A 21,528-nucleotide genomic window follows, 5' to 3' on the forward strand; every position below is an offset into this window, starting at 1 on the left:
CCGATTGAATCTTGTCAGCGTCAAGATGATCTGCTCCACTGAGCTCCCGATAAACGAAGCCGCCATGTCGCGATCAGACGTTCCTGCTGGCTATCACCATGGCGATCTGCCGGCCGCATTGCGTCGCGCTGGCTGGGAGCTGGTCGGCGAATCGGGCGTGCGTGGGCTGACCTTGCGCGAATGTGCGCGCCGCGCCGGGGTCTCGCATGCCGCACCCGCGCACCACTTCGGCTCGCTGGACGGGTTGTTGGCGGAAGTGGCGGCCGATGGCTACGAACGCATGCTCGCGCGCATCCACGCAACCCAGCAGGAACTTGCCAACCCGCTGCTGGGCTGTGGACTGGGCTACCTGCGATTCGCCATCGACTATCCGCAGCAGTTCCGGCTGATGTTGGGCCTGGACCTGCGTTCGCGCAGCCTGCCACGGCTGCTACAGGCCAGCGAGGCAGCCATGGCCTGTCTGCGCGACACGGTGCGCATACAGTGGAGTGCCCGTCACGGCAGCGCGCCAGACGCCGAGCTGCTGGAACAGCGCACCCTGCTGGCGTGGAGCGCAGTGCACGGCTATGCGTCGCTGGCGATCGACCGCAAGCACGACGCCTTGCGCGCGTTTGCGCCGGAACTGGTGTTCGCCCCGTTGCTGCATGCGGTGCTTGAACCCTGAGGCGCGATCTGCGAGGAAAACGCGGTACCGGCTGACGTGCGACCTGGCCGACAGCCAGCGCAGCACACGTGCCAGGCGCCGCGGCCGCGCTCTGCTAGCATCGCCGCACTGAGCGCGAGACCGGAGCAACCCATGGCTGTGCAGGTGCTGGTGCTGAAAGAACACGCAGCGGGCGAACGTCGGGTGGCGGCAACGCCGGAAACGGTCAAGAAGCTGGTCGCGCTTGGCGCCAGCGTGTGGATCGAGCCGGACGCCGGCCGCGCCAGCAGCATGGACGATGCGGCGTATCTGCAGGCCGGTGCGCAACTTGCCACCGTACACACGCTTGATCAGGCCGACATGCTGCTCTGTGTGCAGGCACCGCCGACCGAGGTCTTGCTGTTGTGCAAACCGCAGACGGTGGTGATCGGCATGCTCGCACCCGATGCCGACCCGGCGCGTGCGCAGGCATTTGCCACGCGCGAACTGGTCGCATTTCCGCTGGAGCGCCTGCCGCGCACCACGCGTGCGCAATCGATGGACGTGCTGAGTTCGCAAGCCGGCATGGCCGGTTACAAGGCGGTGTTACTGGCCGCGCAACTGGCGCCGCGGTTCTTCCCGATGCTCACCACCGCCGCGGGCACGATGCGCCCCTGCAAGGTGGTGGTGATCGGTGCGGGCGTGGCCGGCTTGCAGGCGATCGCCACGGCCAAACGGCTGGGCGCGCAGGTGGAAGGCTTCGACGTGCGCCCGGAAACCCGCGAGCAGATCGCATCCCTGGGCGCGCGCTTTCTGGATCTGGGCGTCAGCGCTGCCGGCGAAGGCGGCTACGCACGCCAACTCACCGACGACGAACGCGCCGAGCAGCAGCGCCGCCTGGCCGAGCATCTCAAAGGCGTGGATGTGGTGGTCTGCACTGCGGCCGTGCCGGGGCGACCGGCGCCAAAGATCGTGACCACGGAGATGGTGCAGGGCATGCGCGCCGGCAGCGTGATCGTGGATCTGGCTGCGGAAACCGGCGGCAATTGCGCGGCCACGCGTCCCGGCGAAACCGTCGATCTCGATGGCGTGGTGGTCGCCGGGCCGCTCAATCTGGCAAGCCAGGGCGCCGTGCATGCCAGCGAGATGTTCGCGCGCAACGTCTACGCGTTCGCCGCGTTGTTGATCAGCGACGGTGCGCTGTCATTCGACTGGGACGATGAGTTGCTGGCGAAGACGCGTTGGTCGGCCACACTGGCGGCCTAGCGCGCTGCGTGCGCTTTGAGTCGCGCAGTGGCTGTTCTAAGTGTCGCTGGTGCGCGATGGGGGTGACCGTCAAGGCTTGATTGCACGCCGTCGCGCTGCTGCGCCGCCAGTGCGGCGGCGTTCAATCGTCCGTCGGAGGGTGGTCGCGTAACCAGGCGCTGCGTTCGGCCGGACTCATCTTCTGCCAGCGTTGTTGCAGCTCATTGCGCTGTTGCGGGTTGAGCGCGCGCATGCGGTCGAACAAGGCCTTGGCTTCGCGGCGCTGGTCCGGGCTCATGTTGCGGAAGCGGTCCATGCCGGCCTTGGCCTGCTTGCGCTGTTCGGGAGTCATGTCCAGCCAGCGACTGGCATGCCGGTACATGCGCGGACGTTCTTCGGGCACATCGTTCCAGCGCTCGCGCAGCGCATCGATCAACACCTGGCGCTGTTGCTGGGTCAGCTTGTCCCACTCCGGCATCGGCGTCTCGTTGCGTGGGCCTGGGCCATGCGGGCCGTGTCCGTCCATCGGCGGTGGCCCTGGCGGGCCCGGCGGCGGGCGGTCCTGTGCCAACAGCGACGCGCACGGCCCGGCGCAGAGCAGCAGGGTCAACAGCAGGCGGGTGGTGCGGGTCATCGTGCTCATTCCATGGCCAAAGCGGTATCGGACCCGAGCCAGACATACAGGTCGGGGTTCTGGGTCAGCAGGTCGTCGGTGTCGGTGCCGGCGCTGTTGCCGGCCACTGCCTGGGTCGGCGCGACGCTTGTGGGTGCAGTGTCGCCCGGTCGCAGTTGCAGGCCGATAGCGACGGCCAGCAGACCCGAACAGGCGGTGGCCAGCAACCAGTAGCCGCGGCGTGGACGCGGCGCCGACGCGTGGCGTGCCTGGCGCAGGCGTGCCAGGGTCTGCGGCGGCAGGCTGGTGAGCGCGGCGGCATGCAGTTGGCGCAGTTGCGCATCGAACTGGGCCGGATCGTGGGAGCGGTTCACAGGAAATCCTCGAACTGTTTTTGTAACGCGTCGCGCGCGCGCGACAGGTGAGTTTTGACCGAGCCTTCGGAGCAGCCCATCGCCTTGGCGGTGGTGGCCACATCCAGGTCTTCCAGCACGCGCAGCGTGAACGCCTCGCGCTGGCGCGCCGGCAGGCTACGCAACGCCTCAACCAGCCGTTGGTAGGCCTGCTGATGTTGCTGCGCGCCGACCGGGCCGATGCCGGGGTCGGCCCACTCGATCGGGCCTTCGTCATCGGCGCGCTCGGCCGGTGCCCAGAATTTCAGCCGGAACGTGCGGCGGCGCTGCAGGTCGATGATGCGGCTGCGCAGGATGCTCCAGAACAGCGGTGTCCATTCCTCGGCCGGCCGTTCACGGTAGCCGAGCAGCTTGACCATGGCGTCCTGCACGGCATCCAGCGCGTCTTCGCGGTGACGCAGACCGGCCTCGGCAAAACGGAACGCACGCGGACCGATGCCCGCCAAAAAGGCATCCAGCGACACGGGGACGGCGGCGGCCGTTGTAGAAGGCTGCGGATCGAAAGGGGTTCCCACCAGCACAGCGTAGCTTCCGCGAAGACGATACGACGTCAACGGCCCAGCGCCGATTCGGTTGACATGCCCGATGCGTGGGTATGATCGGCGGGCCGCACCGGCCAGTGGAGCGAAAGACGATGAGCGACGGGTTCGTAGCGCTGTACATCTTCATGCTGGCGGCCATCGCCGGCCACGTGATCATCTCGCGGGTGCCGGTGATCCTGCATACCCCGCTGATGTCCGGCTCCAACTTCATCCACGGCATCGTGCTGATCGGCGCGATGGTGGTGCTTGGGCATGCCGACACCACGCTGGAAAAAGCGCTGGGGTTCGTCGCGGTGGTGCTGGGCGCGGGCAATGCAGCCGGCGGCTATGTGGTGACCGAGCGGATGCTGGACATGTTCAAATCCAGCAAGCCGGATCCGGCCAAGCGCGACGCGAAAGATTGAACGTACGGCGCCTACGCATCGCATCGCAGCGGTGCTGGCCGCGGCCGTGCTTGTCCCGCTGCTCGGCTTCGCGCTGGGCTTCCTGGCTTATGTGCTGCCGTTCGGGCAGATGTCCTTCTCTGGAGCGTGGCTGCTGATGCACCTTTTGCCGATCCTCATCAAGAGTAGCTACCTGATCGCCGCGACCCTGTTCCTGCTCGGCCTGCAACGCATGGCCTCTCCCAGGACCGCGCGTAGCGGCATCCGCTGGGCGGGGCTGGGCATGCTGATCGCCACGGTGGCCACGTTCTTCCTGCCGGAACTGCACAACGTGCCGCTGATCCTGGCAGCGCTGGCCATCGGCACCGGGGTGGCGTGGTGGTCGGCCAAGAAGGTGGCCATCACCGACATGCCGCAGATGGTGGCGCTGTACAACGGCATGGGCGGCGGCTCGGCGGCGGCGATTGGCGCGGTGGAGCTGCTGCGGTTTTCCTTCTTCGCCAATCGCGACACTGCGCACTGGAGCGCGCAGGCGATCGCCGAACTGGCGGCGCGGCGGCCGGACACCACCACGGTGATGCTGGCGGTGATCGGCTCGGCGATCGGGGCGGTGTCGTTGTCCGGCTCGATCATCGCCTGGGCCAAACTGGACGGCCGGCTTGACCGACGGGTGACCTTCCCCGGCCAGCAGGCGGTCAATCTGCTGGTGGCGCTGGCAGTCCTGGCACTCGGCATCTGGGCCGCCACCAGCCTGCAGCCGCTGGCGATCATCGCCTTCTTCGCCGTGGCGCTCGCGCTGGGCGTGTTGATGACGCTGCCGATCGGCGGTGCCGACATGCCGGTGGTGATTTCGCTCTACAACGCTTTTACCGGCCTGGCGGTGGCGTTTGAAGGTTATGTGCTGGGCAATGAGGCATTGATCATTGCCGGGATGATGGTGGGCGCGGCCGGCATTCTGCTGACCCGGCTGATGGCCAAGGCGATGAACCGGCCGATCAGCGGCGTGCTGTTTTCCAACTTCGGTGGCGGCGGGCAGGCGCAGGAGATCAGCGGCGCGCAAAAACCCATCGAGGCCAGCGATGTGGCCGCGATGATGGCCTTCGCCGAACGGGTGGTGATCGTGCCCGGCTACGGCATGGCGGTGGCGCAGGCGCAGCACAAGATCTGGGAGCTGGCGCAGCGGCTGATCGCGCGCGGGGTCAAGGTGAAGTTTGCGATCCACCCGGTCGCCGGGCGCATGCCGGGGCATATGAACGTGCTGCTGGCCGAAGCCGGCGTCCCGTACGACCTGATCGCCGACATGGACGACATCAATCCCGAGTTCGCCAGCACCGATGTGTCGCTGGTGATCGGCGCCAACGACGTGGTCAACCCGGTCGCCAAGACCGACCCGGCCAGCCCGATCTACGGCATGCCGATCCTGGACGTGGTCAATTCACGCAATACGGTGGTGATCAAGCGCGGCAAGGGCACCGGCTTTGCCGGCATCGAAAATGCGCTGTTCTACGCCGACAACACCCGCATGCTCTACGGCGACGGTGCCGAAGCGGCCAGCGCGCTGGTCAGCGAGCTAAAGGCGCTGGATGGGGGCGGGCATTGAGGTCTCGTAAGACTGATGTCGCGGATGCACTTGAGAAGCCGATTGGTCGAGGGCGGTGTGCTCGCTGCCAAGTTCCTTGCAGCTGAGGCGCAGATCGGCAGCTCACGCGTGATCTATCCGCAATCTCCAGCCAGTCGCAAACAAGCTGCCGAGCTTTCGAGTCGCAGCAGTGTCCAGAGGTAGTCCAACGCTCAGCTCGTCGAGGGTGCGGTGCCCTCACCGCTTGCGGGACACGCCGTGAATCCGTCCTTGGAGGCTCCTTGGCGGCATCCATGCCGCCAAGGGTCCCGCAATCGGCGAGGACACCGCACCAGAGAGTTGGTCGGCTGCTTTCTTGAAAGCGTGCTGCGGGTCTTGCGCCGCGCTATGCAAATGAAAGTGTTTGGATTGCGTGTTTGAAGCCGGTCTGCTGCTCGGCTTGCGATGAGAAGGTGGTGAGAAGCTGGTCGACGCACAGTGACCCGATCAGCGCACGTCATGCCCTGCTCGCAACCACACACACCGACCAGCTTGACTGGTCCTTGCCCACCCACCGTCGCGGGACCTTTGGCGGCATGGATGCCGCCAAAGAGCTTACAAGGGCGTACTTGCAGCGTGTCCCGCGACGGTGGGCGGGCAAGGGCCCTGCAGCCAAGTCGCAGAGCTCCGGGCATCGCTGCGTCGTCACAAAGAGGCACGACAGCCTTCGAAGAACAGCGCCATCTGGATCTGTATGACCGAGGCATCCGCTTCAACGCATTGCTGCTTCGGCTACCGCGACAACTGCGCCTTGCTCAGCGCGCAGCCCACCACGCCACGACCACCGCTGCGAAATAACACAGCAGGTCGAACGCATTATTGGCCAGTTGCAGCAGGGTCCAGGCCAGGCGCGGGCCCATTTTCTGGGCCGAGGTCCACGGGTCCAGGCCCAGCGACCCGCCCAGTTGCGCCGAGGCAATGCCCCAGTTGGCACCGACGATGATCAATGCGGTGGTCGCCACCGCCACGCCGATACGCAACCTGCCGGCGCGCAGTGTGCCCAGGCGCAGCATCCAGACCACTTCCAGTGCAACCAGTACCGCCATCCAGCCGGCCTGGTTGCCGAGCGCAAGGGCGATGAGCAGCCAGGCGATGAGGGCGGTGACGCTTCCCAGCAACAGGAGCGGGGGCCAGAGCCAGTGGGCGCTTCTGGCGGACGCGGAGGTGGGCGGCATTGGAGCTCCTGACAGTGCACACATGATAGAGCGCATGCCGCACTTTGCGACGCACTGCATTGGTAGATGGAATGCAGCGTCGTTGAAGGGATTGGCGGCCAGCGGCGGCGGCGCCATCGCGGTCGGCTAGAATGGCCGACTTGCGCGCGTCCGGCGCGGCCCCATATCCAGCCCATGTACTCCCGTAGCAGCGAACCCGTCCAGTTCGAACGCGATTGCGATGCCGTCATGGTGCCGCAGGGCGATTCGGTGACCCTGCCCGCAGGCAGTTATGGCTATATCACCCAGGCCCTGGGTGGCAGCTACACGGTCTTTGTCGAAGGCAATCTGTTCCGCATTGCCGGCAAGGATGGCGATGCGATCGGCAAGGAGGCCCCGCCGGGGCTGGAATTGCCCGCCAACGCCAGCGACGAAGAAGTGGAAGCACTGGTGTGGCAGCAGTTGCGCACCTGCTTCGACCCGGAAATTCCGTTCAATATCGTCGATCTGGGCCTGGTCTACGAAGCGGTGGTCAGCCATCGCGAAGAGGACAATCAGCGCCGGGTGGACGTCAAGATGACGCTCACCGCGCCCGGCTGCGGCATGGGCGAGATCCTGGTCGACGACGTGCGCAGCAAGGTGGAAATGATCCCCACCATTGCCGAGGCCGATGTCGAGCTGGTGTTCGACCCGCCGTGGGGCCGGCATATGATGTCCGAAGCGGCCCGTCTCGAGACCGGCATGCTCTGATCGTCAGGCGCCATGTCCGCAGATGTGGCGCCGTGTCCTTTCGCCCGCCATACAGGAATCTTCCGGTGTCCGTGTCCTTCGCTTCCACCCGTTCTCCGTCGCCGCGCAGCGCCGACGAACTGTCCGTGATCCTGGCCGCGCCCGGTTTCGGGCTGCATTTCACCGACCACATGGTCGCCATTTCCTGGAACAACGAGCAGGGCTGGCACGACGCGCAAGTGCGTGCCTATGGCCCGCTGCAGTTGGACCCGGCCGCGTCGGTGCTGCATTACGGCCAGGAGATCTTCGAAGGCATCAAGGCCTACCGGCATGCCGATGGCTCGATCTGGACCTTCCGCCCGCAGTCCAACGGCGAACGCCTGCAGCGCTCGGCGCGTCGTCTGGCGCTGCCGGAATTGCCGGTGGACCTGTTTGTCGAATCGCTGCGCCAGCTGGTGGCCGTGGATGCCGGCTGGGTGCCGTCGGCGCCGGAGACCAGCCTGTATTTCCGCCCGTTCATGATCGCCGATGAGGCCTTTCTGGGCGTGCGCGCCGCGCACAAGGCCTCGTACTACGTGATCGCCAGTCCGGCCGGCCCGTACTTCGCCAAGGGCGTGGCGCCGGTGTCGATCTGGTTGTCCACCGAATACGCACGTGCGGCCAAGGGCGGCACCGGCGCGGCCAAGTGCGGCGGCAACTACGCCGCTTCGCTGCTGCCGCAGCAGAAAGCCTATGCGCAGGGCTGCTCGCAGGTGCTGTTTCTGGATCCGGTCGAAGGCAAGTACATCGAAGAACTGGGCGGCATGAACGTGTTCCTGGTCTACCAGGACGGCAGCCTGGTGACCCCGGAACTGTCCGGCAGCATCCTGGAAGGGATCACCCGCGACAGCATCCTGCAGCTGGCCCGCGACCGCGGCATGCGTGTGGTCGAGCGCAAGGTGTCCATCGACGAATGGAAGCAGGGCGTGGCGTCGGGCGAGATTGTCGAAGTGTTTGCCTGCGGCACCGCCGCGGTGGTCACCCCGATCGGTGAGCTCAAGGGCGACGGCTTTGCGGTGGGCGATCTGTCCGCGCCGGCGGGCGAGGTGACCATGTCGCTGCGCCAGGAATTGACCGATATCCAGTACGGCCGCGTGCCGGACCGGCATGGCTGGTTGGTACGTTTGTCCTGAGTCAGCGCTACAGCGTCAAAAACAGGCCTCTGCGCGTCAGCGCAGGGGCTTTTTTTTGCCTGCCATGCAGCAGAGCGACATGCATCCCGTCAAAAAACTGTGGGAAGCGGACTGAGCAGACATGACGCTTGTCACAAAACTGATATTTAAGTTTCAAAAGTGTCGATTTCGTATTGTCCAGTCTGGTTGGAGTGGGATAGGTTCGCTGAACGGATCAATAACAGGGGATTGATTCGGGGACTCGGCGCCGACCTATGCAGGCGGTGCCGGATTACACCGCCAAGGCGGTTCTCTTTGATTTGGAAGGGAATTCGATGTCGAACGAGTCATTCCGCAAGCGTCCTCGCACGCTTACCGTCCTGGGCGCCACCGCGCTGACCTCCCTGTTGCTGGCAACACCTGCGTTTGCCGGTGAGGTCTACCTGGACGGTCTTGCCACTGCCCAGACCCACCAGAAATTCATTGTGACCTACAAGGACGGCAGCACTGCGCTGGCCAGTCCCACTGTGCTCAGCACCTCGCTGCGCACCGCCGCACGCGCGGTTCCGGCCAAGGCCGGCAAGGCGCTGGGTCTGAACGCGGTGCGCCGTCTGGCGCTGGGGCCCGAGCTCATCAAGGCCGACCGCGCGCTGGACCGTGCCGAGGCCGAGACCCTGATGCGGCAACTGGCCGCCGACCCGAACGTGCAGAGCGTGGAAGTGGACCAGATCCTGCGCGCCACGCTGACCCCGAACGACACCCGGCTGTCCGAGCAGTGGGGCTTTGGCACCACCAATGCCGGCCTCAACATCCGTCCGGCCTGGGACAAGGCCACCGGGACCGGCGTCGTGGTGGCGGTGATCGACACCGGCATCACCACGCATGCCGACCTCAGCGCCAATATCCTGCCCGGCTACGACTTCATCAGCGACGCGACGGCTGCGCGCGATGGCAATGGCCGCGACAGCAACCCTGCAGACGAGGGCGACTGGTATGCCGCCAACGAGTGCGGCACCGGGATTCCGGCCTCCAATTCCAGTTGGCACGGCACCCATGTGGCCGGCACGGTCGCTGCGGTGACCAACAACAGCACCGGCGTGGCCGGTACCGCCTACAACGCCAAGGTCGTGCCGGTGCGCGTGCTCGGCAAGTGCGGCGGCTCGTTGTCGGACATCTCCGACGCCATCGTGTGGGCGTCGGGCGGCAGCGTCAGCGGCATTCCGGCCAACGCCAACCCGGCCGAGGTCATCAACATGTCGCTCGGTGGTGGCGGTGCCTGCTCGACCACCATGCAGAACGCCATCAGCGGTGCGGTGTCGCGCGGCACTACTGTGGTGGTGGCGGCCGGCAACAGCTCGGCCAACGTGTCCGGCTCGCTGCCGGCCAACTGCGCCAACGTGATCGCGGTGGCGGCCACCACCTCGGCGGGTGCCAAGGCCAGCTATTCCAACTTCGGCGCCGGCATCGATGTGTCCGCGCCCGGCTCGGCGATCCTGTCCACGCTCAATAGCGGCACCACCACCCCGGGCAGTGCCAGCTACGCGTCCTACAACGGCACCTCGATGGCGGCGCCGCATGTGGCCGGCGTGGTCGCGCTGGTGCAGTCGGTCGCGCCGACCGCGCTCACTCCGGCAGCGGTGGAAACCTTGCTGAAGAACACCGCACGCGCGTTGCCGGGTGCCTGTTCCGGCGGGTGTGGTGCCGGCATCGTCAATGCCGACGCCGCGGTGACGGCGGCCATCAGCGGCAGCAACGGTGGTGGCGGTGGCGGAACCGGCAACACGCTGACCAACGGCACGCCGGTCAGCGGCCTGGGCGCGGCCAGCGGTGCGGAGCTGAACTACACCATCGCTGTTCCCGCCGGCAGCGGCACGCTGACCGTGGCGATCAGCGGCGGCACCGGCGATGCAGACCTGTACGTGCGCGCCGGTAGTGCACCGACCGACACCACCTACGCCTGCCGTCCGTACCTCAGCGGCAATACCGAAACCTGCAACATCAGCGTGCCCTCCGGCACGTATTACGTGCGGGTCAAGGCGTACAGCACGTTCTCTGGCGTGACCTTGAGCGCCAGCTACTAAACGTTGCCGTTCGACGCTGTTGCGCTGTCTGGCCGCGTGGCCAGGCAGCGCTGTCCCAGCGCGACACCCCATCTGCGATGTCCGCCCACGTCTGCCGTTTCGGCAGGCGCAGGCAGGGCATTGCCGCTCGGCCGGAATGGACACCGGTCAGTCGTTTCGACGGGCGCCAGCGCCCGTTTCGTCCGGCCCGATCCGCGGTGTTGCGGCAAGGGCTCGGTCATCTCGCCGCAGCTGCGGCACTTCTACTTCTTGAGGAACGATCGATGTCCAATGTGTCGCAACGTCGTGCACCTACACGCGCACTGGTAGTGCTGGGTGTTTCCGCGCTGACCTCCCTGCTGGCCGTGCCGGCGTTTGCCGGTCAGGTCAATCTGTCCGGTCTGGAATCGCAGCCCACGCTGGACCGCTTCATCGTCAAGTACAAGGACGGCAGCAGCCCGACAGTGAGCCCGACGTCGATGCGCGCATCGCTCAATTCGGTCGCCTCCGCCGTGCCGGCCCGCGCCGGTCGCGCGCTGGGTCTGAGCCACGTGCGCCGCACCGCGCTGGGGTCGGAAGTGCTCAAGGCCAGCCGTGGCCTGGACCGTGCCGAAGCCGAGACGCTGATGCGCCGCATCGCCGCCGATCCGAGCGTGGACTACGTGGAAATCGATCAGATCATGTATCCGACGCTGACCCCGAACGACACGCGGCTGTCCGAGCAGTGGGGCTTCGGCACCACCTCGTCCAGCATCAACGTGCGTCCGGCCTGGGATACCGCCACCGGCACCGGGGTGGTGGTGGCGGTGATCGACACCGGCATTACCAGTCACCCGGATCTCAATGCCAACGTGCTGCCGGGCTACGACTTCATCAGCGATGCGGCGCGCGCGCGCGACAACAACGGCCGCGACAACAATCCGGCTGACCAGGGCGACTGGCGTACTGCCAACCAGTGCGGAACCGGCGTGCCGGCCGCCAATTCGAGTTGGCACGGCACCCATGTGGCCGGCACGATTGCCGCGGTCACCAACAACAGCACCGGTGTTGCCGGTACCGCATTCAATGCGCGCGTCGTGCCGATCCGCGCCCTGGGCCTTTGCGGTGGCACAACATCCGATATCGCCGACGCCATCGTGTGGGCGTCCGGCGGCACGGTGTCCGGCGTACCGGCCAACGCCAATCCGGCCGAGGTGATCAACATGTCGCTGGGCGGCAACGGCACCTGTTCCAGCACCTACCAGAACGCCATCAACGGTGCGGTGTCGCGCGGTACCACGGTGGTGGTGGCGGCCGGCAACAGCAATGCCAACGTGGCCAACTTCACCCCGGCCAGCTGCGCCAACGTGATCTCGGTGGCATCGATCACCTCGGCCGGTGCGCGTTCGAGCTTCTCCAACTTCGGCACCACCATCGACATCTCCGGCCCGGGCTCGGCGATCCTGTCGACCTTGAACAGCGGCACCACCACGCCGGGCAGCGCCAGCTACGCGTCCTACAACGGCACCTCGATGGCGGCCCCGCACGTGGCCGGTGTGGTTGCGCTGGTGCAATCGGCGGCCAGCCGTCCGCTGACGCCGGCGGCGGTGGAAACCCTGCTGAAGAACACCGCACGTCCGTTGCCGGGCGCCTGCTCGGGCGGCTGCGGCGCCGGTATCGTCAACGCGGCGGGTGCGGTCAGCCAGACCCCGTAAGGCGAAGGCGAGGCGCGATGCCGGCCTGACCGCCGGCATCGACGTCGGGCCGGCCCCGACGCAGCTGTCGGTGTTTTGAATCCTGCACTGCCCCGCTTCGGCGGGGCAGTGTGCGTTTGGGCATAGGCCACGACTGGGCGTCGGCCAACCGGCGGAGGCAATGGCTGAACAAAGCGCATGGGGGAGCCTTGCTGCCGCTTCAGCCCCGCAAACGGCGCGCCGATAGCCACCGCACGTGAGGCATGGCCGTGTGCAACCGCCCCACGATCAGGCAGTGCGCGTCGCAGAGGGCGTCAGCGCGTTGTCTTCCGAATTTTCAGCTCCTTGGGGAGGGTTGATCCATGTCGCATGTCTCGGTTGGTGTGCTGCGCCACGCTGCGTTTGTCTGTGCGTTGTCCTGCACGTTTTATGCCACTGCCGGCGAGGTCAGCCTGCAAGGGCTGGCGTCCAGTTCCACCCATCAACGTTTCATCGTCAGCTACAAGGACCGTGTCGGCAGCAGCCGTGCGACCGGCCTGTCTGCGCCGTGGCGCGAGATCGCCAGCGCCGTGCCTGCACAGCGCGGGCGCGCGCTGGGGTTGTCCGCCACGCGCCGGCTCAGCACCGGCCCGATGCTGTTGGTGGCCGATCGCAAACTGGATCGCGTGGATGCGGAAAGCCTGATGCGGCGCCTTGCCGCCGACCCGGCCGTCAAACGTGTGGAAGTGGACGTATTGATGCGCCCCTTGCTGGTGCCCAACGATCCCGGCGTGCCGCAGCAGTGGGCGATGGGCACCAGCACCGCCGGTCTCAACATCCGGCCGGCATGGGACCGCACCACCGGCAAGGGCATCGTGGTGGCGGTGATCGATACCGGCATCACCAAGCATCCGGATCTGGACGCCAATGTGCTGCCCGGCTACGACTTCATCGTCGACCCGGCGACGGCGCGCGACGGCAATGCGCGCGACGCTAATGCCGCCGACCAGGGCGACTGGACGGCGGCAAACGAGTGCGGGGCCGGTGCGTCCGCCTCCAGCTCCAGCTGGCATGGCACGCATGTGGCCGGCATCGTGGCGGCGGTCGGCAACAATGCCGGCGGCGTGGTCGGCACGGCGTTCAATGCCAAGTTGCTGCCGCTGCGCGTATTGGGCCGCTGCGGCGGGTACATGTCCGATATCGCCGATGCGATCGTCTGGGCATCGGGCGGCAAGGTCACCGGTGTGCCGGCCAATCCGAATCCGGCCACGGTGATCAATCTGTCGCTGGGTGGTGCGGGGAGTTGTTCGACAACGCTGAGCACAGCCATCGCCGGTGCGGTGACGCGTGGTAGCTCGGTGGTGGTGGCGGCAGGCAACAGCAATATGGATGTGGCCACCAGCGTGCCGGCCAATTGCCCGAACGTAATCGCAGTGGCGGCCACCACCTCGGCGGGCGCCAAGGCCAGCTTCTCCAACTTCGGCAAAGGCGTGGATATTGCAGCGCCGGGGCAGGCCATCGTCTCCACGCTCAACAGCGGCACCACGGTACCGGGGAATGCGGCGTATGCGTCTTACAGCGGCACCTCGATGGCTGCACCGCATGTGGCTGGTGTGGTGGCGCTGATGCAGTCGGTGGCGCTGAATCCGCTCACGCCGGCCATGGTGAAAGCCCTGCTCAAAAGTAGCGCCCGGCCGTTGCCGGTTGCCTGCACGCAGGGGTGCGGTGCGGGGCTGGTCAATGCCGATGGCGCGGTGGCGGCGGTGATCGCGTCGACCACCTTGGCCAGGAATGTGGCACGTACCGGTTTGAGTGCAGCGCAGTCGGACGTGCTGTATTACCAGATCAACGTGCCGGCCGGTACGCGCTCGCTCAAGGTGGCGCTCAACGGAGGCAGCGGCAATGCGGATCTGTCGCTACGCGCAGCTGCACTGCCCACCGACACCGCCTACACCTGCCGCAGCCTGCTGCCAGGCAATGCCGACAGCTGCACATTGAACGCACCGGCGGCCGGCACGTATTACGTGCGGTTGAAGGCGACGCTGGCGTTTTCAGGGGTCAGCGTCACGGCGACGTACTGAGCATCGCGGGAGCACGGCTTTCGATGCGGGCTTAAGACCGCCGACACACCGGCTGCGCTTACCACCAGGTGGGCGCGGCCGATGCTGGGTGCGGTCTGTACCACGCCTACGTTCCGGTGCTGAGCATGCCGTCCATGCGGACCTGACGGGTGCGCTACGGTTTGTTGGCCGCTGTTACTCGCACAGCGCGCAAGCCCGTGCAGTGAGTGCCTGCAGCAGCTGCGCGCCGGGCAATTCCAGCAGCAAGCCACGCTGGCCGGCATTGATCCACAGTGCCGGTGCGTCCAGCGCGGTGGCTTCGATCAGCACCGGTGCCTGCCGCTGCTGGCCGAGCGGGCTGATACCGCCCACCTTGTAGCCGGTGCGGCGTTCGGCATCGGCCACGTCCATCATGCGAGCGGACTTGCCGCCGCACGCGCTGGCCAGTTGTTTCAGCGACAGGCGCCGGTTGCAGGGAATGACTGCGCACACGGCCAGGTCGTCGACCCAGGCCATCAATGTTTTCAGTACCGTCTGCGGTGCCAGCCCAAGCGCGGTTGCCGCCTGCAGGCCTTTGGCGTCCGCGTCGGGTTGATAGTCGTAAGGGTGCAGCACGTAGGCCACGCCGGCGGCGTCCAATGCCTTGGTCGCGCGAGTGGCCTTGCTCATGACCTCAGAGCGATTCGAAACGGTTGGCAGCGACGTTCTTGCGCACCTGTTCCGGATTCCAGATCCGCCCGTTCATGGCGATATAGACGCCGGCCGGCAGCGACTGCACCGCACCGACCGCGCACCCGATATTGAACTCCGCATCCGAGCCGCGGAAACGCGCCGGGTTGAGCGCACCGGTCATCACGATGGTCTTGTCGGCGATCGACTGCAGCACCTTGCCGGTTGCCACCATCGAATCGGTGCCATGGGTGATCAACACGTGGCGAGTCGGTTGGGCGGCAATGGTGGCGCGGATCAGCTCGCGATCAGCCTCGGTGATGTGCAACGAATCCTTGCGGATGATCGGAATGACCGAGAAGCGGAAGGTCACCCCCAGCTCCTTGAGGATCTGGCCAATCTGCGGGTCGCCGATCTGGTAGTCGGACTTGTCGTCGAAGTAGATCTTGTCGATCGTGCCACCGGTGGTGACGATCAGGAGGTCTTCCATTGCTGCGGATCCTGTAGGGCCGGCACGGTGCGAGCCGCGCAAGGCCGTCATGATACGGCCCCGGCCGGCGCCCTGCAGGGCGCTGCATCAGCAGTGCAAGGCCCCCCAATTGGATGAGGTTGTCATGATGTGGCTGCCCACCGCAGTGATGCAGTTGGATGGGCACCTGTACAAAGTCCGTGCTTGCTAGGCAAGCACGGACTCCTTGTGTCACACACTTCAGGTCACGCAAACACGCCGAGGGTGCAAGGCCGGACGTATGACGGCCGAGTGCCCAGACGCGATGCGATCAGTTCACCCACGGGCGAACATACTGGCATCCATAGGCTCTGTACTCGGGAAGATAGCCTTGCGTGATGATGGGTGCTCCCGAGTATTGGTAGATCTTGCTGCCTTGATAATTGCTTACAAAGTAATTGGCTGGCAACTTCACCTTGCCAAGGGGAATCGCAAACACGCCCAGATACTTCGTTCGGCCAATGCGCTCGCTCACCAAAACCGCTGTTCCGCCCTTGAATCCTACATGGGGCGTACATTCGGTCGATTCGGAGCGTTCGTTGCACTCGGTCCAGCTATGGCTGGCACTTCCGCTCAACGACAATCCTGGGATCTTCATCGGTAGCTCCCAGTCTGCGCCGATACCGAATTCGGTACTCCGGCACGCGCCAACGGTGGAGGACTTGGTGCTGGCGCTGCAGCTTCCGTTGGTCGAGCTGAAGCAAGTGGACCAATTCTTGAAATCGCCGTCTTCATAGAACGCCTTTTGCGTCTTGCCGACCCAGCTATTGAATAACTCGATATCCTTCGCATGGATGGTTGCGGCATTGGCGCAACTGCTTGCGAACAAAACAGCCGCCGCAGCAATCAACCAAGTGGTTTTGAATGTTTTATTCAGCATTTTTCAACTCCGTTGAGAATGATAAGTTTTTGAATATTTGAAAAGTGCGCACGGCTTAGGCCGGAGGGCTTTAAGTCATTGGAGATGCACCTTGAGTGATTTAGCGGCTTAACGACGTACGCATTCCATCCAGATCAGGCGGCGACACCGTTCATGACCGGCGACCACGATGATGTGGTGTCATGCACTTCCCCCTCGTTCACGGTGAAGGCAGTCCTACGAGCCGCGTGCCTTGGTCAACGCGGCAAAGCTTTGTATTTCCGATTGGGATGCCTGTGGACGGGACACGGCTGCGGCAAGTTTGGATCTGAGTGGCGGAGTCAGCTCCACATCTCCGCTGCGCACCGAATTGAGCGTTTCCATTACCAACGGATTGCTCGGGTTATGCGAAAGATAGTTTGTGGCTGCCTCTGCAGCCGCCTCTGGGGAAGACAGGCGATAGACTTTTTGAGCGGCAATGGCGCGCACTGTGTCGTCGCCATCGCCTCTGATCAGGGACTCCAATTGCGACAGTGCGCTTTGTCGAAGCGCGGCACCTTCGATGGAGGTGTCCTGTTCCAGGGTCCCGATGAAGTTCAGTGCTGAAATCGACGGATAGTCGCCATTGCTGCGCTCGCCTAGCGAGGAAATCGCATCGGCCAGGATGTTAGGAGAAGCAGTCCCGGGCATGTTGGCATACGTCATGTACATGCCCCGATACAGTGACTTGTCCTTGCTTTGCCAAATGCGGTTTGCCTCGGTAACCAGCATCTCCCTGCCGGTTGCGTTAAGCACCAGCATGTTGCCAAGTTCGTCCCGGAGCATGTCATCAGGCATCTTGCTGAGGTAGTCTGAAACGGCAAGCTTCGCTTTGGGATCGGCCTCAATGCTTGCAACCAAACGTGCCGCGAACGCGCTGCGCTGTGCATCGGAGAGCGATGGGTCGGACACTAGGCGCTCGAAATATTCTCTAACCCGGGATGCGATCTCGTCAGCGGAAAAGATGCCTTCATCCTGCGGTGACGGTGGATTTTCAGAGGCCAGGGCACGCGCATCGGTGGCGGGTGGCGAAAAATAATTGCGTGAAGAAGAAGCTTTTTTACTCAAAGAACTCCCACTGGTTGAATTGCCATGTTTCCCATTGAGTGAAGGGGTGTCGGAGTAACTGTATATTGCTATGCAGGCGATCACGCTGCCGATAGCGACGAATAAAAGATTTCGGCGTCGCGGTGTGTATTGGTGCATCGTTGAATGTCCCAGGAAGAGTGGGGTGCTCGGTTATAATCGCGCAGTTCGTGCCGGATAGTGATTGAGGTTGGCAAGTAAAACGGGACTACGACGACGTGATTTATTCCGTCGTTACAGATTCACGTTTTTACGAAAGGCAGTGCGTAGTTATGTTGAAGCGGGTGCCGCCCTGCGTCGCAAACGTACTGGTGCCTTTGATCGGCTACGTGTCATCGACTGACACTGTGTGTCGCTGCACTAAAGATTCAGGCAAAAATAAGAATTGGATAGTTTGTTTAAATAAGACTGCATCGCCAGGCCGTTTTGCGGTTATTGATTGGTCTCTAGGTGTGGTCATGTCTCCTGTGGCGATAGCCGGTTGGGCAGGAGAATATGTGATCATTTTAACGAAGCATTAAGCCGGTGGCTTTGAGTGTTGCGGAATCGATCTATTCCGTGTTGCGAGAATGTATTGGGGGTCCGCACGGAAAGACAAACTCTGTTTTGTAGGAGTGGTCTCTAATATTTTCTTTATCTCTAATGATTCGGAGATGGATGTGTCGGCAAAAAATTAACGTCGTGTTTTTAAAAAAACCACGGTGTTTGGCGATTCGGCACACCAAGGGCAGTCTGGCGCTGGTGCCAATGATCAACATCAACGCCTGGCGCGCTTGCCGGTGACTGGTGGTGGCGTGCAACAGCGCCCGCCCGCCGCTTGGCAACGGGGGTGTTCAAGTACGTTGAGTGCCCGCGTGTCGCTTGCGGTTAGGGTGTCGGGCGGCGCTTACCGAAGCGCGCGGCAACGCCGGGCCCGCTGACCAACCCGATGACCAATAGCGCCAGCAGCAGTTCCAGCCACGCCAGCCCACGGACGTGGGGCTGGCTCCAGGCCGCCATCACGCCGTGACTGAACCAGCCCAGCGCAAAGGTGCCGGCCCAGAAGCGGGCACGGGCACTGCGCACAGCCAGCACGCCGGTCAGTGCCGGCGGCAGCGCGAAGACCAGCAAGGCGGCGGTGCGACGCGGATCGTCGTGAAACCAGATCACGTACACCACAGTCAGCGCCAGCAGCGCAAACGTCAGCGACCAATGCACGGCGCGCAGGCTCACGGCGCGGCGAGCCGGCGTGCGATGTCGGCCACGCGGCGGCCGAGCGCGCGCGCCAGCAGGGCTTCGTCCTCGCTGGGTTGCGGGTCGCCACCGGCGCCGGACACATGGCTGGCGCCGTACGGGGTGCCACCACTGGTGGTGTGGCTGAGCGCGGCCTCGGTGAATGGGATGCCGACGATCAAGCAGCCGTGGTGCAGCAGCGGCAGGTGCATCGATAGCAGGGTGGATTCCTGGCCGCCATGCATCGAGGCGGTGGAGGTGAACACGCCTGCCGGCTTGCCGGCCAGGGTGCCGGTGGCCCATTCGGCGCCCAGGCTGTCGAGGAAGTGTTTCATCGGTGCGGCCATGTTGCCGAAGCGGGTCGGGCTGCCCAGCAGCAGGCCGCTGCATTCGGCCAGATCGACGCGGTCCACATACGGCGCGCCTTCGTCCGGCACCGGCGGGGCGCTGGTCTGTGTCACCGCAGCCACCGGCGGCACCGTGCGCAGCCGCGCACTCATGCCCGTCACCTCGCCGATGCCGCGCGCGATCTGCCGCGCCAGCCGCGCCACCGAGCCGCCACGGCTGTAGTACAGCACCAGAATCTCCGCCATCGTGCCTCTGCCGCATGTTGAGTTGCCGCAGTATCGGCCATGCCGCCGCCTGCCTGCACGCCGCAGGTGCGACAAGGCCGCGATGACGGCGCATCGGGTACCCTTGCGCGATGTCGCGTGTGAACAAACTCCACCAATGGAAAGAGCGTCTGCGCGATCGCGCGCGGACGGTGAGCTTCGGGCGCTTTCTGTGGCGCCGCTTTCTGGACGACCGCCTGTTCCAGGCAGCGGCCTCGCTGGCCTACACCACGGTGTTTGCGCTGGTGCCGCTGGCAATCGTGGTGTTCGGCGTGTTGTCGGCGTTTCCTGCATTCAACGAATGGAAGGACGCGCTCACCGACTTCATCTTCAACAACTTCGTGCCCGGCGCTGCGCGCTCGGTGCAGAACTATCTCAACCGTTCGCTGGAAGATCTGGGCAAGTTCACCGTCGCCGGTATGGTGGCGCTGGTGGCCTCGTTGTTGATCACCCTGCACAGCATCGAACAGACCTTCAACAGCATCTGGCGGGTGGCTGCTGCGCGGCCCAAGGTGACCCGGTTTTTGATTTACTGGACCGTGCTGACCCTGGGCACGATGCTCGCCGCCGCCTCGATGGCGATGGCGGCCTATGTGTTCGCGCTACCGCTGTTCCGCACCACCGAAGGCCAGTGGCTGGCCGAATTCGCCTGGCGGCTGGCGCCGATGGCGGTGGAGTTCGTCTGCATCGTGCTGATCTACCGGGTGGTGCCGCAGCATGGGGTGCGCCTGCGTCACGCGCTGCCTGGCGCGCTGCTGGCGGTGATCCTGATGGAGATCGTCAAATGGGGCTTTGGCTTCTATCTGGGCAATTTCCAGACCTATCAGCGCATCTACGGCGCGCTGTCGGCCCTGCCGATCCTGCTGCTGTGGATTTATCTCAGCTGGGTGTCGGTGTTGCTGGGCGCGTCGCTGGCATCGTCGATGTCCGCATTTCGCTATCAGCCCGAAGCCATGCGCCTGCCGCCGGGCTTCGAAATTTATGGCCTGCTGCGTCTGCTCGGCCGGTTCCGGCAGGCACGCATCCACGGCAACGGCCTGGACGAAGACCGCATTCTTGCGCTGGAGCCGATGCTCACCGATACGCTGATGCAGGAGCTGCTGTGCGAGCTCAAACGCATCCGCCTGCTGCGGCGCGACGAGCGCGGCCAATGGCTGCTGGCGCGCGATCTGGACGTGGTGCCATTGGCCGAACTCTACGAAAACTGCCAGCTACGTGTGCCGATCGAAGACCGCCCGCTACCGTGCCGCGACGATGCCTACGGCCAGGCCGCCGCCGCCGCGCTGGAACAACTGCGTCAACCGTTGCGCGGCGTGCTGGCGCAACCGGTCGGCGACCTCTACACCCACCTCCCCGGAGATCCTCCATGACGATGCGTCTTGTGCGCGGCGCGTGCGCGCTGCTGTTGCCGCTGTTGCTGCTGACCGCCTGCAAGCCCACTGGCGAGGGCACGCCCGCTGCGGCCGATTCGGCGGCAGCGCCTGCCACGGCCACCCAGACACCCGAAAAACCCGCCGCTGACCCGGCCAGCGCGGCCAACACCTCGGTGGTGCAGCAGACCGCCGAGATGCCGAAGCTGTCGCTGCCCACGGTGTCGGGAGAGACCTACGACCTGGCCGCGCATCGCGGCAAGTGGGTGGTGGTCAACTTCTGGGCCACCTGGTGCGCGCCTTGCCTGAAGGAAATGCCGGAGCTGTCGGCACTGCACACCATGCGCGACAGCGTCGAAGTGGTGGGCCTGGCCTACGAAGACATCACCGCCGCCGATATGCAGGCGTTTTTGAAGGACCACCCGGTGTCCTACCCGGTGGCGATCCTGGACCCGTATCAGCCGCCGCAGGACTTCGCCACGCCACGCGGCCTGCCGATGACCTATTTGATCGGCCCGGACGGCAAGGTCGCCAAGCAGTTCCTCGGCCCGGTCACCGCCCGCGACATCGAAGCGGCGGTCGGTATCACCGGCAAGGCGGGGTGATGCAGGCGGCGCGTTTTGTGGTCAGCGGGATAGTGCAGGGTGTGTGGTACCGCGCCTCCACCCGCGAGCGCGCGCTGGCGCTGGGTGTGTACGGGCACGCCCGCAACCAGCCGGACGGCAGCGTGGAGGTGGTCGCCGCCGGCAGCCAGGCCGCACTGGATGCGTTGGAAACCTGGCTGTGGCAAGGCCCGCCAGCGGCGCAGGTGACATCGGTGACACGCACGGCGTGTGCGGTTCCGCCGACTGAAGAATTTGTAACTGGCTGAGTGCGTGCCGCCACGGCGGGGCAACAGAGTTGCGTTGCTTCGCCGATAACCTTCTCAACGC

22 protein-coding genes are annotated in these 21,528 nt (G+C 64.9%); 12 read left to right on the forward strand and 10 right to left on the reverse strand.

Annotated elements, in window-relative coordinates:
* Nucleotides 1-64 precede the first annotated feature (64 nt).
* On the forward strand, nucleotides 65-664 hold the full coding sequence (locus ASF90_RS14155; protein WP_055851269.1) for a TetR/AcrR family transcriptional regulator: 600 nt from the start codon (nucleotides 65-67) through the stop codon (nucleotides 662-664).
* A 132-nt stretch (nucleotides 665-796) separates the two neighbouring features.
* The gene (locus ASF90_RS14160) at nucleotides 797-1,888 is read left to right on the forward strand and encodes an NAD(P) transhydrogenase subunit alpha (RefSeq protein WP_055851271.1); all 1,092 of its coding nucleotides are present in this window, start codon (nucleotides 797-799) and stop codon (nucleotides 1,886-1,888) included.
* A gap of 121 nt (nucleotides 1,889-2,009) precedes the next feature.
* Here ASF90_RS14160 and ASF90_RS14165 read toward each other — a convergent pair whose 3' ends face one another.
* Genes ASF90_RS14165 through ASF90_RS14175 form a run of 3 tightly spaced genes read right to left on the reverse strand, consistent with a single transcriptional unit; the run spans nucleotide 2,010 to nucleotide 3,414 of the window.
* A complete protein-coding gene (locus ASF90_RS14165; RefSeq protein WP_055851463.1) occupies nucleotides 2,010-2,501 on the reverse strand; it encodes a DUF3106 domain-containing protein in 492 nt (163 codons plus the stop codon).
* A gap of 5 nt (nucleotides 2,502-2,506) precedes the next feature.
* Complete coding sequence (locus ASF90_RS14170; RefSeq protein WP_055851274.1) at nucleotides 2,507-2,854, reverse strand: hypothetical protein; 348 nt, start codon at nucleotides 2,852-2,854, stop codon at nucleotides 2,507-2,509.
* On the reverse strand, nucleotides 2,851-3,414 hold the full coding sequence (locus ASF90_RS14175) for an RNA polymerase sigma factor (protein ID WP_055851277.1): 564 nt from the start codon (nucleotides 3,412-3,414) through the stop codon (nucleotides 2,851-2,853). The genes ASF90_RS14170 and ASF90_RS14175 overlap by 4 nt, the downstream gene beginning before the upstream one ends.
* A gap of 113 nt (nucleotides 3,415-3,527) precedes the next feature.
* On the opposite strand from ASF90_RS14175, the gene ASF90_RS14180 reads away from it, so the two are divergent.
* Entirely contained in the window at nucleotides 3,528-3,839 is a 312-nt protein-coding gene (locus tag ASF90_RS14180) for an NAD(P) transhydrogenase subunit alpha (RefSeq protein WP_055851467.1), read from the forward strand.
* Between the two features lie 109 nt (nucleotides 3,840-3,948).
* Entirely contained in the window at nucleotides 3,949-5,418 is a 1,470-nt protein-coding gene (locus tag ASF90_RS14185) for an NAD(P)(+) transhydrogenase (Re/Si-specific) subunit beta (protein ID WP_055851470.1), read from the forward strand.
* A 773-nt stretch (nucleotides 5,419-6,191) separates the two neighbouring features.
* Here the strand turns inward: ASF90_RS14185 and ASF90_RS14190 are convergent.
* Complete coding sequence (locus tag ASF90_RS14190) at nucleotides 6,192-6,611, reverse strand: hypothetical protein (protein ID WP_055851280.1); 420 nt, start codon at nucleotides 6,609-6,611, stop codon at nucleotides 6,192-6,194.
* Between the two features lie 174 nt (nucleotides 6,612-6,785).
* Between ASF90_RS14190 and sufT the strand changes: the two genes are divergently transcribed.
* The 5 genes from sufT to ASF90_RS14215 all read left to right on the forward strand — a co-directional run bounded on the left by sufT (nucleotide 6,786) and on the right by ASF90_RS14215 (nucleotide 14,263).
* Nucleotides 6,786-7,340 (forward strand): putative Fe-S cluster assembly protein SufT, encoded by a 555-nt coding sequence (sufT, locus tag ASF90_RS14195; RefSeq protein ID WP_011260066.1) that lies wholly within the window; start codon nucleotides 6,786-6,788, stop codon nucleotides 7,338-7,340.
* 65 nt (nucleotides 7,341-7,405) lie between these two features.
* Nucleotides 7,406-8,491 carry a branched-chain amino acid aminotransferase gene (locus tag ASF90_RS14200; protein ID WP_055851283.1) on the forward strand — a complete coding sequence of 362 codons (1,086 nt, stop codon included), beginning with the start codon at nucleotides 7,406-7,408 and terminating at the stop codon, nucleotides 8,489-8,491.
* A gap of 314 nt (nucleotides 8,492-8,805) precedes the next feature.
* Nucleotides 8,806-10,551 (forward strand): S8 family peptidase, encoded by a 1,746-nt coding sequence (locus ASF90_RS14205; protein WP_055851474.1) that lies wholly within the window; start codon nucleotides 8,806-8,808, stop codon nucleotides 10,549-10,551.
* A gap of 263 nt (nucleotides 10,552-10,814) precedes the next feature.
* Entirely contained in the window at nucleotides 10,815-12,224 is a 1,410-nt protein-coding gene (locus ASF90_RS14210) for a S8 family peptidase (protein ID WP_055851285.1), read from the forward strand.
* A gap of 341 nt (nucleotides 12,225-12,565) precedes the next feature.
* Nucleotides 12,566-14,263: a S8 family peptidase gene (locus ASF90_RS14215; RefSeq protein ID WP_055851289.1), complete on the forward strand. Its 1,698-nt coding sequence runs from the start codon at nucleotides 12,566-12,568 to the stop codon at nucleotides 14,261-14,263.
* A gap of 174 nt (nucleotides 14,264-14,437) precedes the next feature.
* On the opposite strand, the gene ybaK is transcribed toward ASF90_RS14215, so the two are convergent.
* The 6 genes from ybaK to wrbA form a co-directional block, all read right to left on the reverse strand.
* Nucleotides 14,438-14,911, reverse strand: a complete 474-nt coding sequence (gene ybaK / locus ASF90_RS14220; protein WP_055851292.1) for a Cys-tRNA(Pro) deacylase — start codon at nucleotides 14,909-14,911, stop codon at nucleotides 14,438-14,440.
* 4 nt (nucleotides 14,912-14,915) lie between these two features.
* The gene (locus tag ASF90_RS14225) at nucleotides 14,916-15,401 is read right to left on the reverse strand and encodes an asparaginase domain-containing protein (RefSeq protein ID WP_055851295.1); all 486 of its coding nucleotides are present in this window, start codon (nucleotides 15,399-15,401) and stop codon (nucleotides 14,916-14,918) included.
* A 289-nt stretch (nucleotides 15,402-15,690) separates the two neighbouring features.
* Nucleotides 15,691-16,299: a hypothetical protein gene (locus ASF90_RS14230; protein ID WP_055851298.1), complete on the reverse strand. Its 609-nt coding sequence runs from the start codon at nucleotides 16,297-16,299 to the stop codon at nucleotides 15,691-15,693.
* A 216-nt stretch (nucleotides 16,300-16,515) separates the two neighbouring features.
* Nucleotides 16,516-17,523, reverse strand: coding sequence for a hypothetical protein (locus tag ASF90_RS24275; RefSeq protein WP_236699275.1), 1,008 nt, complete (start codon nucleotides 17,521-17,523; stop codon nucleotides 16,516-16,518).
* A gap of 747 nt (nucleotides 17,524-18,270) precedes the next feature.
* Nucleotides 18,271-18,615, reverse strand: coding sequence for a DUF2069 domain-containing protein (locus ASF90_RS14240; protein ID WP_055851300.1), 345 nt, complete (start codon nucleotides 18,613-18,615; stop codon nucleotides 18,271-18,273).
* Nucleotides 18,612-19,208, reverse strand: coding sequence for an NAD(P)H:quinone oxidoreductase (wrbA, locus tag ASF90_RS14245; protein WP_055851304.1), 597 nt, complete (start codon nucleotides 19,206-19,208; stop codon nucleotides 18,612-18,614). Before wrbA ends, ASF90_RS14240 begins: the two co-directional genes overlap by 4 nt.
* 110 nt (nucleotides 19,209-19,318) lie before the next feature.
* Between wrbA and ASF90_RS14250 the strand changes: the two genes are divergently transcribed.
* Genes ASF90_RS14250 through ASF90_RS14260 form a run of 3 tightly spaced genes read left to right on the forward strand, consistent with a single transcriptional unit; the run spans nucleotide 19,319 to nucleotide 21,467 of the window.
* Complete coding sequence (locus ASF90_RS14250) at nucleotides 19,319-20,596, forward strand: YihY family inner membrane protein (RefSeq protein ID WP_055851308.1); 1,278 nt, start codon at nucleotides 19,319-19,321, stop codon at nucleotides 20,594-20,596.
* Complete coding sequence (locus ASF90_RS14255) at nucleotides 20,593-21,201, forward strand: TlpA disulfide reductase family protein (RefSeq protein WP_055851312.1); 609 nt, start codon at nucleotides 20,593-20,595, stop codon at nucleotides 21,199-21,201. The genes ASF90_RS14250 and ASF90_RS14255 overlap by 4 nt, the downstream gene beginning before the upstream one ends.
* Nucleotides 21,201-21,467, forward strand: coding sequence for an acylphosphatase (locus ASF90_RS14260; protein WP_055851314.1), 267 nt, complete (start codon nucleotides 21,201-21,203; stop codon nucleotides 21,465-21,467). Before ASF90_RS14255 ends, ASF90_RS14260 begins: the two co-directional genes overlap by 1 nt.
* Nucleotides 21,468-21,528: the final 61 nt, after the last annotated feature.

It is taken from the genome of Xanthomonas sp. Leaf148, from assembly GCF_001423585.1.
In the GTDB taxonomy this organism is placed as follows: Bacteria; Pseudomonadota; Gammaproteobacteria; order Xanthomonadales; family Xanthomonadaceae; genus Xanthomonas.